Below are 13,107 nucleotides of genomic sequence, written 5' to 3' on the forward strand. Positions count from 1 at the left end.
AAACAGAAAGATCAACTGGTAGTAATCCGTACTGAACATATTATACATTATTTTCAGTATAGTTGAGCTTATTATTGACTAGAGTCATGCTCCCCGCCAGGCTGTGGAGTGGGAGTGGGTGTAGCTTCCGGCGTGGGTGTGGGAGTAGGCGTAGCTACCGGTGTTGGGGTTGGCGTTGGGGTCAGAGCTGGAGTCGGCGTTGGGGTCGGTGTGGGCGTGGCTGTCGGTGTTGGGGTTGGTGTTGGGGTCGGTGTGGCAGTGGGCTGGGCGGCCTGCACCTGGAAAGACCACTGCTGGATGGTGGTGTTGCCGCTGGTATCGGCAATTTGGACGGCGATCAAGGTCGGTCGATCGGTGGGCAGCGGCTCGGCAGGGGTGTAGGCGAAGCCGGTGCGGGTGAGCTGGGCTTGGGCGGTGACATCCACATTGTTCACCAGCAAGGTAAAGCTATTCAGGTCAATTCCTTGGTCATCTTGGAAACGGGCTGAGATGGAGGGGCGAGGGTTGTCTGTTAGGGATCCATTGGGAGGGGCCAGTTCGCTGATGGTGGGGAAGGTGGTGTCGGTCACCCGCCCGATGGTAATGGTTTTGTCCGGCAGCTGCACCAGGGTTACCAGTCCATCCCGCTCCAAGCGGGCAAAAACAGGCGCTTCTGAGGCCCGGTCTTGGCTGCGGAAGGTGTAGCTGCCCTCGTATTGCCCTGGGCGGGTTTCCTGCAGCGGCAGGTTGTAGGCAATGCCGGGGATGGAAAACGATCCCTGCGCCCCTGGGGATCCCAGCAAAAACACGGTAATCGTATCTCCTGGGTTTACAGATCCCAGCTCTTCGCGGGCAAAGAAGGTTCTCACCTCTGGAGCGGCGGGCAGCGTTTCCACCAGAGGCTCAATCGGAATGTCCGGCGTGGCCAGGGGTTCGGGCGTAGGAGTGACCTGGGCAAGGAGCTCGGTACGGATCCCAGGGCCGGGGATGGCAGCCCCCACCGGCGGATCCAAATTGGGTACTCGACCCACCTTGGCCAGCGCTTGGTAGGTAAGGGCAGCCACTTCCCCCCGCGTGGCCACCGCCTGGGCATTCAATTGAGTGGGGTTGGGGTAGAGCACCAACAGCCCTTCCTGAACCGCTGTCGCGATGGGGGCGCGGGCAAAGTTGGGAACCAAATTGGCATCGCCGAACGCGGATAGGATCGCGTCAATTTGACCGGGATCCTCGATGAGCCTACCGTTGGTGGCTGCACGGGTTAGGACGGTGATGGCTTGTGCACGGGTGAGCACATCGTTGGGACGAAAGGTGCCGTCCGGGAAGCCGGAAACAAACCCTGCCGCTGCCGCTGCGCCGATGGAGGGAGCCGCCCAACTGGGAATGGGATCGGCAAAGGAGCGCACAGGAACGTTGGTATCTAGGCCAAAAGCTTTGGTGACAATGACGGCAAATTGGGCACGGGTGATGGATTCATTGGGACGAAAGGTGCCATCCGGGAAGCCGCCGATGATCTGCCGTTCATTCAACCCGGCAATGTACTGGGCACCCCAATAGGTGCTGATATCAGAAAGTTGGGCCCAAGCGGGATCCCCAAGCCAGGCCAAGCTGCTGCAACTGATCACCAGAGCGGCGGTTTTCCAGCCCTGCCAAGGGGAAAGCTTACGCATCGTTCACACCTCAGGTTCTTGGTACAGGATTCAGGTCTCGGATCCCCACTCTTGGCTGGGAGAGGCCATAGAAACTGGCCGGACAGAAGAGTTGGAGAGGATATCCAAACCGCACATCCAGACGAGGAAACCTTCTGAAAAGTTCTGTCTGGCCACCGGTTTCGCCAACCTTTCAAGGGGCAGGATTGGGGTAGCGCTGGTGAACCGCTTCGATCTCCGCCAGGATCTGCGGGGACAGTTCCACATCCAGGCAACTGAGGTTCTCTTTAAGTTGGGTCAGGCTGGTGGCCCCGATGATGGTGCTGGTGACAAACCAGCGGCTGCGCACAAAGGCCAAAGCCAACTGGGCCGGTGTCAGGCCGTGCCGGCGGGCAATTTGCACATAGGCGGCCACTGCTTCTTCCACATTGGGCTTGCGGTACCGCTGGCCAAAGCCTTCAAACAAGGCCAAACGGGATCCCGGCGGCTTCACCCCCCCCAGATATTTGCCCGTCAGCAGCCCAAATCCGAGCGGGCTGTAGGCCAGCAAGCCCACCTGCTCGTGGCGGCAGACTTCCGCCAGGCCCATTTCAAACGTGCGGTTGATGAGGCTGTAGGCATTCTGAATCGAGACCACCTTGGGCAACCCCAGTTGCTCGGCCACCTGGCAGAACTTGCTCACCCCCCAAGGGGTTTCGTTGCTCAGGCCGATGTAGCGAATGAGACCCTCTTGCACCAATTCCGCCAGAGCCTGCAACTGCTCGGCAATGGGAACGGTGGGCCGCTCCTGGCTAGGATCGTAGGCAGCGCCCCCAAACAGAGGCACATAGCGATCCGGCCAGTGGATCTGGTAGAGGTCGATGTAGTCGGTCTTCAGGCGTTTGAGGCTATCGGCCACCGCCTGCCTGAGGTTGTCGCGGGTAATGGACAGGGATCCGCCGCGAATCCAATGCCAGGGCCGACCAGGGCCGGTGATCTTGGTGGCCAGGATCAGGCGATGCCGCGGTTGGTGTTGCAGCCACTCGCCGATGTAGCGCTCGGTGGATCCCTGGGTTTCCGCCCGCGCCGGCACCGGGTACATCTCGGCAGTATCGATGAAGTTGATCCCGTGCTCCACCGCGTAGTCGAGCTGTTCGAAAGCCTCGGCCAAAGTATTCTGCTGCCCAAAGGTCATGGTGCCCAGGCAGATCTCGGAAACTTGCAAAGGGCTGTGGCCAAGCTGGCGGTAGCGCATGGGGAATCTCCATCTAGACAGCGCGCCAGTCCCTATTGTGCCCAAAACCTGTCGGCCTACGGGATCCCCCGCTATGCCCCCGTTCCTATTTCGGTGCGGATCCCAGCAGGGGAACGTACTCGCGGTAGAGCTGACCCAAAATTTCCAGACCAATGCGGGTGCGGCTATCGGGGGGGCGAGCCTCAATGGCCGCCTTGACTTGTAAAATCGTGCCCACCGGATAGGGGGAGCGCAGCTCCTCCCGCTTGCCCAAAAACACATCCGTAAAGTAGTCGATCAGCCGCTTGACTTCTCCCACGTCCTTGCGGGAAATGTCCATATCCAAAACGGTGGTCAACTTGGCCCGCATGGCCTGAAAACTTTGCTGGCTGGTGTTGAGGGCCACCCGCTTGGCCAGGCTATCCACCACAATTTGGGTGATCTTCTCCACATTTTGGGTGACGATTTCTCGGTGGCGGGCGGCAAAGCGCAACTGAACCTCATCCAGAAATCGTTCTCGTTCCAGAATCTGGATGCCCTGTTGCTCCAAATCCACCCCATAGCTTTGCAACTGCTTGTACTGATTCAAAACCCATTGGTTGTAGAAGGAATCCGCCAAAACTCGCCAATAGCCGATGAGGGTGGCCTCGGCAGAGGGAACGCTGACCAAATAAGCTTCGCTGGTGATGTGGCGCAAATGCTCTGTCAGCTTGTCTCGCTCCTTCTCATCCAAGTAGGAGGTGCGCGGCACCCAAACTGCCCCGTACTCGCTTTTCACCTCTCCGGGCAGGGATCCGAAGAGGGTGTCAAAAAACTGATGAATGCTGAAGAGAAGAAACTTTCCCGGATCCTGAAGGCGGTTGAGCAGTTCCTGTTTTTTCTCCTCCTGATATTGGGCCACCAATTGCTGGGCCTCGGCGATCTGGCCGCGGGCCACCTCCACATCTTGCCGCAGCTTTTCAATCTCCTCCGAGCTCACCATCTCAACACCAGTAGGCTCCCGTTCCCCGCTGAAATAGCTGCCCCCCAGCCCGCTGCCCCCAATGCCCACCAGGGGAGCGTCGCTGTCGTTGTCCAGGGTTAGAAGGCGAGCAAGAGCCTGGAGTCGAGCCTGCCGATTGGAGGAGCGCAGGGATCCCAGCTCCACCGGATCCCCACTTTCCCAACCGTCCAGCCCACCAATGCGGTAGAGCGTGTAAAAATACTTGCTGAGTAGAAGCGCCAGCAGATGCCTGTTCTTGACCTCGTTGTACTCCAGGTAGGCCCGCAGACACAGTTGGAAGGCGATGTTGGGCAAGCTGCGACACACCTTCATAATCTGGGTGTAGACCCTTTGCAGGTGAGGCCGAAAGCTGCGTGGGATCGCCTCGGGCCGCAGGCCGCGCAACAAGAACTCCTGCTGGCGCAGATCTTGAGGGGTAAAGTAAAAACTTTCTTGCCAAAGCAGCTCATCCAAGTCACGGGCAAAAATCGGTTTCAAATGGTCGATGATTTGCACCACAACCGACTCGGTGAAGACCGGTATAATCTTTTCGATGTGAAGCTGATCGTAAACGGAGCGCAGCCGCTTGCTGCGGAAGTCTTCGATGGAGATCAGCCCCTTCATGGTTCCGATCCGACCATCGCTCAGCAGGAACTTATAGACCACTTCGGCAGTGGCCCCTGGGGAGAGAACAAGAGTTCCCGTCAAGTCAGGGCAGATTTGCAGGGGGCGTAGCAGGCGGCTGGTTTCGCTGACGCTGAAGCAACTCCAAGCTGCCGGGTTTAACACCACCGACGATAGGGAGGCCAACAATTGCTTCTCATCCAAGTCCTCCAGCCGAATTTCTCCCCTGGGAACTTCGCTGGGTGCCGGGGGCGAAGTTGCCTGTGAATCCTGAACGGAGGGAGGGGATAAGGATAGGGGAGATATGCTCATGCGGCAAAGGCCGTTGAATCTTAAAGTTCACTCTAAACGGGCGAAGGATGGATGAGTGTGATCTGTATCTCTGTATCCAATGGAAGTCTCTCAAGAAGAATCTGCCCAAAACCTGCCTCGCAATGATCTGCTGCCACCAGTATCTAGAAACGGTTAGCTTTTGGGTAGCGTGCAACCACGGTTTTGAGGATCCACAAATCGATACGCACCTTCAGCTCCGATGGATGAAGCTGTTGAGGCCTTCCCCGTTGTCGTGAACTGCTTGCCGAGCCGGTTTTCCTGCTGCAACCCCTAAGCTAGGATGAGAGGTCTGCCTATCGGTATGGGATATCGGGCTGGAGTTGGGTTTGGATGCGTTTTGACTTTGGGATTGGGGTGCAGCGGTCATGACGACCATTTTGATTGTTGACGACGATCCCACAATTCGGCTGGTGTTGAAGCGATCCCTGGAACGACAGGGCTACACCGTGGAGATGGCCAGCAACGGTTCCGAGGGACTGGAGCAAGCCCACCTGCTGGTGCCGGGGCTGATCATCTGTGACTGGATGATGCCGGACATGGATGGGCTGGAGGTTTGCCGACGCATCAAAGCCGATCCCAAGTTTTCCACGACGTTTTTTATTTTGCTCACCGCCCGCACTGAGGTGGAAGACCGCATCCAGGGCCTGGATGCCGGAGCAGATGAATTTCTAAGCAAACCCATCGACCCCAATGAGTTGCGGGCACGTGTGCGGGCCGGGCTGCGCTTACACCAGCTCAGCTATGACCTGCAGCAGCAAACGGCCAGGTTACGGGCAGAATTGGCCGAGGCGGCCAGCTATGTGCGTTCTCTCCTGCCGGAGCCGGCCTATTTTCCCGACTGCAAAGTGACCCTCGAGTGGCGCTTTTTACCCTCCCAGGAATTGGGGGGAGATTCGTTTAACTATCATTGGCTGGATGAGGAACACCTGGCCATCTATCTGCTGGATGTGTCGGGGCATGGGGTGGGATCCGCTCTGTTGTCGGTGTCGGTGATGAACCAGTTGCGCACTCAAGGCTTGGCCGATGCCGATCCCCGCCAGCCGGACGCGGTCTTGCGTGCCCTCAACCACTCTTTTCAAATGGGATCCCACCATGAGATGTACTTCACCCTTTGGTATGGGGTTTATCAGCCGGGATCCCGTCTGCTCTCTTTTGCCAGTGCCGGCCACCCACCTGCCCTGCTCATCCAGGGTCAGGATTCGCTCCTGCTGAAGACTGCCAACTTGCCCATTGGCATTTTGCCCGACCTCACTTTTCAAAGGGATCAGGTGCGGATCCCCGAGAACAGCCATCTCTACCTGTTCAGTGATGGAGTTTACGAAGTCATAAACCCGCAGAGAGAACTCTGGGGGCTGAACAATTTGATAGCCCTGCTGAGCAAGAGCGCTGACGGTGGCCTGGATCAGGTGATCCATGAGGCCCAATCCTTTCAGGGGCGGACGGACTTTGAAGATGATTTTTCCCTGCTCCGCGTCAGCTTTGGTTAGAGGTGGGTTGTGGCTGTTTCAAGCCGCTTTGAGGCGATCCCTTGAGGATTCCCGTTTGCGACAGCTCCAGCCCCTTTCCCAAAGGAAGAGAGGAGCCGGGAATCGAGGCGATGCCCAGCGCGACCGGAAATGACCCTCTTGGCTCAAGGGGACTCTGTCCTGCTGTCGCGATCAGCCATCCGGCCCCTGGAGTTGCTCCCACTGAGCGGGGGTAAAGGTGCGCAGGGCCAAAGCATGTAGGCGGCCATCCTGCAGGTAGGCTTTCAGGGCCTCATTCACCAGCCGGTGCTGTTTGATCAGGGGCAAGCCCTGGAATTGTTCCGCCACCACGATGGCCTGGAAATGATGGCCATCGCCGACAGTGTCTTCCACCTGCACCCTTGCGCCGGGTAGGGCAGCCCGTACCAATGCCTCAATTTCTCGTGGATCCATGCGCTGTTGTTCCCGTTGTCTCGTCGCGTCAGCGTTGCGGAGCAATAGTGTGTCCAAGCTCGAGATCCCGCCTTGGATCTCGACCTGCTCATCCATTACCCTAGACGGTTCCGGGGCAAAACGGGATCCCTTCCGGCCCACTGCAGGCGGTGGCCAGGCTGGGATGGCTCAGCACCAAGACCTCGGTGATGGGACCGCGTTTGTGGCCCTGGGCGTTGATGGCACGGCTGGCGGAGATGGTCTGGATGGGGTAATCCCGGTACAGTTCCCGCACGAAGGGGCAATCGGAATTGGAGAGCAGCACCTGCACGCCTCGGTCGGCCAAGGTTCCAAACACCTCTCGCAGGCGGATCTGTTCCGCTTCGCCGAAGGCAAACCGGCTGTAGGCGGTGAAGCTGCTGCTGGCAGAAAGGGGATGGTAAGGGGGATCCAAATAGACGAAATCCCCGGGTTTGGCTCGTTCGAGCACCTGCCAAAACGGCTGCACCGCGATCTCCACGCCTTGTAAAACCCGTGCCACGGCCCGTAGGTTCTCCGCGTCGCAAATGCGGGGATTACGGTAACGGCCCAAAGGAACATTGAACTCTCCCCGCGAGTTTTCCCGGTAGAGGCCATTAAAACAGGTCTTGTTCAGATACAGCAGGCGGGCAGCCCGTTGCGCCGGATCTTCAAATCGAGCCGCGCGGATGGTGTAGTAATAATCCCGGCTGTGGTGGGCTTGGTGGTGGCTGAGCAGGGCGATAAGCTCCTCCACGTGATCCCGCACGCAGCGATACACATTCACCAGCTCAGGGTTGATATCCGACAAAACAAAGTGTCGAGAACCCGATGGGATCCCTTGGGCCAGATGAAAAAAGACCGCTCCACCCCCCAAAAAGGGCTCGTGATAGGTGTTCCAGGCGCGAGGAAAAAAGGGTTCGTATTGGCTGAGCAGTTGCCCTTTTCCCCCTGCCCATTTTAGGAAGGGACGCGCTTTAACGGCTGGCTCCGCTGGGGTGGGTTCGCAGGAGTCGGGTACAGGGTTCCAGAGTTCTTCCCGCCGCAGAGCACGCCTATGTCCAAGAGAACAAGGGTGGATCATCGTTGGTTCAGTGATCTGGATTCTCTTCCAGCAGCTTTTCTAGCGTCTCGATCCAATGCTCTAGCTCCTCCAGCGCCTGCAACACTCCCCCTGGGTCGCTCAGATCTGCCTGCAGCAGCTGGGTGGTTTCTTCCAAAGTCAGGGATCCGGGCGGGCTGGCCAACCAACGGAGGTAGTGGGGCAGAAAGTTGCGCGGAGAACTGTGATAGCGGCGGTGACAGGCCAAGGCCACCAGGCTGGCAAGGCTGGCCTGATAGGCACTGAAGGGGCGGAGAAACAGCTCCGGCATCCCCACCCAGTAGAACTGGTGTTCCGGCAACAGTTCCACCGCATCTCCGCACAGCTCCTGACACAGCTTCAACCACTCTTCGCTCACCCAGGAGGAGTAGGTTACACCGTTTTCCCATTCGGGGAGCCCCGACCGATAGAGAATCAGCTCCAGCCGACCGATCAAACCCTGGTAAAACACCGCCTGCAACTGGGCTTCCAGATGATGTATCAACAGGGCCTGGGCCAACTGGAGGCTGCCGGAGCGTTCCCGCCAGCGCTGCGGAGCAGTTTGCCCCTCTGGGTCGTAAAGAGCAGGCCTGCCCATGCGAGGGGATCCCACTGCTGAGGCAACCAGGTGATCCAGGAGTATTTGCTGCAAAAAGACGGTGTGAGCCTGCACCCCCCACGCTCGCGGCAGCAGTGCGGAACTCCCCTGCATCTCCTCCAGATCCAGCCAAACTTGGGGATCCTCAGGCCGGAGCCGCTGGCTGATGATAGCAAGAACCTTCAACAGGAGCTCGCTCCCGCCGGATCCCGTTTCTCCCGACCTGGGCGAGAACTCCGTTTCGCCGGGGCGAAAGGCTGCGCCCGCTGCGCGATTGGGCTTGTCTGCCTCGATTGCCGAGCCGACTTCTAGCAGCCAGGGTTTGGCCTGGGCCGCACACTCGGGGCAGAAGTCCTGCAGGGCTGCCCAGATTAGAGAGGTGGCCTCAGCAGAGGTCAGGGGCGGCACGGGATCCCGCCAGGGCGCACGCAAGTCGCAGATGCGAATGGAACGCCCCATGTTTCGGCTTTTGAGGCGGTAATAGCGCTGGAACAGATCCAACCGATCGCGGATCCCTTCCAGGAGGTTCTCCAAAAAAGTTTGAGTCAGGCCGTGGCGGGCCAGATACAGGTCGGCAGCAGAGTCATAGCCCCGCCATTGGGCCTCCCACAGGTGGTCGCGGATCAGGGTGCTGAGGATAAACCCACCCAGATCTGCATGGGCCTCCAGGTGTTGGCCCAGCCGCTGATAGGCCACCCAGCGGATCTCCGCGCTGGCGTGAGTTTGTAAGCTCTGCAGCTGGACAAGAGTGTGCTCTGGGAGCGCGGCAGGCGAGTTCAGGGTCACTTGCCACAACTGCCGCCAAGCTAACCTTCCTGTTGGGTACTGTTGGTGGAGCAGGCACTCCAGAGGCTCCGGTTGTTGGTGACCCCGCTGCTGCAGGAGGCGACACAAAAACTGGCGAAAGGGGCGCAGCTCCGGCTCGGCACAAGCAGCGGCCAAGGGATCCGAGGGCCGATCCTCTCGCTCCTGCGGCGTCTCAGCTGCGGGTTCGCCGAGGGGAACGGCGGTCAGGGATTGCAGTTCCAGGGGGAAAAACAACAGCTGGCTCTGCAGGGAGATGACCCGCTCCAGATCCCTCCAGCTGGGGTCTGCCTTCGTCCAGGCCATCTCTGGTTCGGCCTCAGCCGGGATCGCTGTTGGAAGGCTGCTGCTCTCGCAACCCTCGGCAAGATGGGCTGCCAGGGCGAGCGCCTGCGTCAGCTCCGACAACTCCTGCAGCGCCACCGCCAGCTCTGGCGGGCTGAGCTGGACCACCTGCCCTCGGTAGCGCTGGGCAAACTGCTGCACCTGCTCCTCCAGTTCATTCCAGGTTAGGGCGCGCTTTTTCCCAGAGCCAGAGAAACGCTCGAAAGGGGGTTCAGCAGCAGGAAAGACCACCGGCATCAGCCTCCTAGAGATGGGGTCGTCCCTCTGTTGGCTTGTCGGCAGAGGGGTGTGCCCGCCTTTTGACCTCTGCCAAAGGGCAAATGGCTGGGGAAATCTGGGTTGGAGGTGCAGGCTGCGATCAGAGGGATCCGGATCCCTGCTATCCCCCCCTGGGGGTTCCCATCCTGGTCAGAACATAGCCTCACCGCTGCTGTGCTGCGCAAAGGCGGCAGCAACAGCCAACCCAAGCCTGAGCCATTCGGCAAGCTCGGATCCGGGATCCCGCATTCATTAAAGACTGCGACTGCGAAAACCGACGTGCCTCCTTTGGGGCAGGAAAAACCTGAGATGATTGTGACATTCTCCTTGGGCAAATGCAGCCGGCAGCGTGGGGATCCCAATTTCGGCCAGGATACGTGTTGGGACAGAATAGGCCTGCGGCCACTTGTGCAAAGGGTAAAAGAACTATCCGAGGGAGGTGACTGCATTGTTTGCCCAAGTCACTGCTGCCGCTCTGCTGGGACTCCGGGCCGTGCAGGTTACGGTGGAGGTGGATGTGGGCGGTGGCTTGCCCCAGATCACCTTAGTGGGACTGCCCGATACTGCCGTTCAGGAGGCCAAAGAGCGAGTGCGGGCGGCGATCAAGAACTCCGGCTTTGCTTTACCCCAGCGGCGGATCATCGTCAACTTGGCCCCTGCCGATCTGCGCAAAGAGGGCCCCAGCTTCGATCTGCCCATTGCCATCGGGATCTTGGCGGCCTCCGGGGTGATCGAGGGGGAAGCGCTGGCCAACACCCTGATGGTGGGGGAATTGGCCCTAGACGGCACCCTACGCCCGGTGGCCGGGGTTCTGCCTATTGCCGCCAGCGCTGCCGAGATGGGGATCCGCCGCCTGGTGGTACCCCAGGAAAATGGGCCGGAAGGAGCGGTGGTGCAAGGGATCCAAGTGTATGGGCTGCCCTCCTTGGCGGCGGTGGTGAACTGGCTGCAGCACCCGAACGGGGTTAAGCCGATCCAGATCCAACCGCAACAGATGGTGTCGGCCAATTTGGAATCCCCTCTGGACTTGGCGGACGTAAAAGGACAAGAACACGCCCGGCGGGCCTTGGAGATAGCGGCAGCCGGCGGGCACAACCTGTTGCTGGTGGGCAGCCCGGGAGCGGGCAAGACCATGCTGGCGCGGCGACTGCCCGGCATTCTGCCCCAGCTGCAGTGGGAAGAGATGTTGGAGATCACCCGCATCTACTCGGCAGCCGGCCTGTTGCGGCAAAATCTCCACCTGGGTGGACAAACCGCCTTGATCACCCAGCGGCCCTTTCGCGCTCCCCACCATTCGGCTTCGGCAGTGGCGCTGGTGGGTGGCGGCCCCTACCCCAAGCCCGGGGAAATCTCGCTGGCCCACCATGGCATCCTGTACCTGGATGAGCTGACGGAATTCCGGCGGGAGGTGCTGGAGGTGCTGCGCCAACCCCTGGAAGATGGCAAAGTCACCATCTCCCGCGCCCGCGTTTCCCTGGAGTTTCCCGCCCAAACCACCCTGGTGGCCTCCACCAACCCCTGTCCCTGCGGCTTCTACGGGGATCCCGTTCACCCCTGCACCTGTACGCCGCAACAGCGGGAGCGCTACTGGTCCAAGCTCTCCGGCCCGCTGCTGGATCGCATCGACCTGCAGGTGCGGGTCAACCGCCTTAAGCCGGAAGAAATTGTCCGCGCCCAGGGCGGCGAATCTTCCCAAGCGGTGCAGCGGCGGGTGGAGCGGGCACGACAACGGCAGCGGCAGCGCTTTCAAAACGAGCCTGGGATCCACTGCAACGCCCAGATGCAATCCCGCCACCTGCGGCAGTGGTGCTCCCTTTCGGATCCCTGTCGCAAGCTCTTGGAGAACGCCATCCAAAAGCTGGGCCTGTCTGCGCGGGGGAGCGACCGCATCCTCAAGGTGGCCCGCACCATCGCCGATCTCGAGGGCGCGGAGGCCATTGCCCCCACCCACATTGCCGAAGCGATTCAATACCGCAGCCTGGATCGCGCTCGGCTGTAAAGCCCAAGCGCTCGGCGCCGCTGACGCGACCACCCCCAGCTCCCCTCCCAGATAGGGTTTCCCTCACTGCCAGAGCTCCGGCCTGCCCTACGGGATCCCACCCCCTGTTTTGTCGGGAAAAAGCTGTCCCCCCTGCACCTGAAGGATTTGGGCGGCTTTGAGCCAGCCGGCGTCAAAGGATCCCAGGTGGGTGGTGGTAACCAAGGTTTGCACGCGCTCCTGAATGGCTTCCAAGAGTTGGTTTTGCCGGTGCAGATCCAGCTCGGCCAGCACATCGTCCAACAGCAGCAAGGGCGGATCCCTGACCACCTGCTCGATCAGCTCCAGCTCCGCCAATTTCAGAGCCAAAACCAGAGTGCGCTGCTGGCCTTGGGATCCATAGGCGCGGGCGGCAACTCCGTTAATGCACAGCTCCACTTCATCCCGATGGGGGCCCACCAGAGAGCTGCCCAGGGAGTGTTCGGCGGCGGCTTTGGCGCGGATCTCGGCCAAAAACTGGGCTTGGATCACTTCGGGGCTGGCCTGGGGATCCGGCAGGGGCACTTGGGGTCGATAGGTAAGGGTCAGGGTTTCCCGTCCACCGCTAATGACCCGGTGCCAGTGAGCAGCCAAAGGCTCCAGCCGTTGCAGCAGCCGGGCGCGGCGGCGCATAATTCGGCTACCGGTGGTGGCCAGTTGGGCATCCCAGAAGGCCATCTGCGAGAACTTGTCGCCGGCAGCCGCGGGATCCTGCTTCAAAAGGGCGTTGCGCTGCCTGAGGATCTGGCGATATTGCTCCACCAGGCCGAGATAAACCGGCTCCAGTTGCAGCAACACCCCGTCCAACCAATGGCGCCGCGTCTCCGGAGCGCCCCGCACCAGCTCCAGATCCAGGCTGGAGAACACCACGGCATTCACCTGTCCCAAAAAGTCCGCCTGGCGGCGCAGCACCTGCCCGTCCACCTTCAGGGATCGCCTGCCGCTGCTGCGCAGCTCCATCACCAGCTCATGGGCCACACCCAGCCGTTCAACCGTGGCGGCAATCTGGGCTTGTCGCTCCTCTTGGTATACCAGCTCCCGATCCCGGCTGGCCCGCCGCGAGCGCAAGGTGGCCAACAGCTCCACCGCTTCCAGCAGGTTGGTCTTGCCCTGGGCGTTCTCCCCCACCAGGATGGTTTTGGGCGCGTCAAAGGTGATCTCTTGATCCCGGTAGTTGCGAAAGTGGCGCAGGTGCAGAGAACGCAGGTACACTAAGGGCAGATGTAAAGACGCGATCAATATCTAACCAAGAACAGCCCCCGCTTTGGGGGCTTTCACTTTAACCCAACTGCAGCAGGGGCAAGAGAAGGT

Annotated in this window: 9 protein-coding genes; 2 read left to right on the top strand and 7 right to left on the bottom strand. The window is 60.2% G+C overall.

Annotated features, from left to right (window positions below; translation table 11 throughout):
• Positions 1 to 71: 71 nt before the first annotated feature.
• From ACVW0C_RS00005 to ACVW0C_RS00015, 3 genes are all read right to left on the bottom strand, one after another.
• The gene (locus ACVW0C_RS00005; RefSeq protein ID WP_457383913.1) at positions 72 to 1,646 is read right to left on the bottom strand and encodes an S-layer homology domain-containing protein; all 1,575 of its coding nucleotides are present in this window, start codon (positions 1,644 to 1,646) and stop codon (positions 72 to 74) included.
• 172 nt (positions 1,647 to 1,818) lie between these two features.
• Entirely contained in the window at positions 1,819 to 2,859 is a 1,041-nt protein-coding gene (locus ACVW0C_RS00010) for an NADP(H)-dependent aldo-keto reductase (protein ID WP_457383914.1), read from the bottom strand.
• An 85-nt stretch (positions 2,860 to 2,944) separates the two neighbouring features.
• Positions 2,945 to 4,630 carry a hypothetical protein gene (locus ACVW0C_RS00015; RefSeq protein WP_457383915.1) on the bottom strand — a complete coding sequence of 562 codons (1,686 nt, stop codon included), beginning with the start codon at positions 4,628 to 4,630 and terminating at the stop codon, positions 2,945 to 2,947.
• Between the two features lie 512 nt (positions 4,631 to 5,142).
• Between ACVW0C_RS00015 and ACVW0C_RS00020 the strand changes: the two genes are divergently transcribed.
• Positions 5,143 to 6,264: a PP2C family protein-serine/threonine phosphatase gene (locus tag ACVW0C_RS00020; protein WP_457383916.1), complete on the top strand. Its 1,122-nt coding sequence runs from the start codon at positions 5,143 to 5,145 to the stop codon at positions 6,262 to 6,264.
• 171 nt (positions 6,265 to 6,435) lie between these two features.
• Here the strand turns inward: ACVW0C_RS00020 and ACVW0C_RS00025 are convergent, their stop codons facing one another.
• The 3 genes from ACVW0C_RS00025 to ACVW0C_RS00035 are packed head-to-tail and all read right to left on the bottom strand — an operon-like array spanning position 6,436 to position 9,758.
• A complete protein-coding gene (locus ACVW0C_RS00025) occupies positions 6,436 to 6,792 on the bottom strand; it encodes a BolA family protein (protein ID WP_457383917.1) in 357 nt (118 codons plus the stop codon).
• Between the two features lie 4 nt (positions 6,793 to 6,796).
• Positions 6,797 to 7,777: a DNA adenine methylase gene (locus ACVW0C_RS00030; protein WP_457383918.1), complete on the bottom strand. Its 981-nt coding sequence runs from the start codon at positions 7,775 to 7,777 to the stop codon at positions 6,797 to 6,799.
• A 7-nt stretch (positions 7,778 to 7,784) separates the two neighbouring features.
• On the bottom strand, positions 7,785 to 9,758 hold the full coding sequence (locus ACVW0C_RS00035) for a peptidase M3 (protein WP_457383919.1): 1,974 nt from the start codon (positions 9,756 to 9,758) through the stop codon (positions 7,785 to 7,787).
• 469 nt (positions 9,759 to 10,227) lie between these two features.
• Between ACVW0C_RS00035 and ACVW0C_RS00040 the strand changes: the two genes are divergently transcribed.
• Positions 10,228 to 11,778 (top strand): YifB family Mg chelatase-like AAA ATPase, encoded by a 1,551-nt coding sequence (locus ACVW0C_RS00040; RefSeq protein ID WP_457384023.1) that lies wholly within the window; start codon positions 10,228 to 10,230, stop codon positions 11,776 to 11,778.
• A gap of 87 nt (positions 11,779 to 11,865) precedes the next feature.
• Here the strand turns inward: ACVW0C_RS00040 and recF are convergent, their stop codons facing one another.
• Entirely contained in the window at positions 11,866 to 13,008 is a 1,143-nt protein-coding gene (gene recF / locus ACVW0C_RS00045; RefSeq protein WP_457384024.1) for a DNA replication/repair protein RecF, read from the bottom strand.
• Between the last annotated feature and the right edge of the window lie 99 nt (positions 13,009 to 13,107).

Source organism: Thermostichus sp. OS-CIW-26 (genome assembly GCF_054058395.1).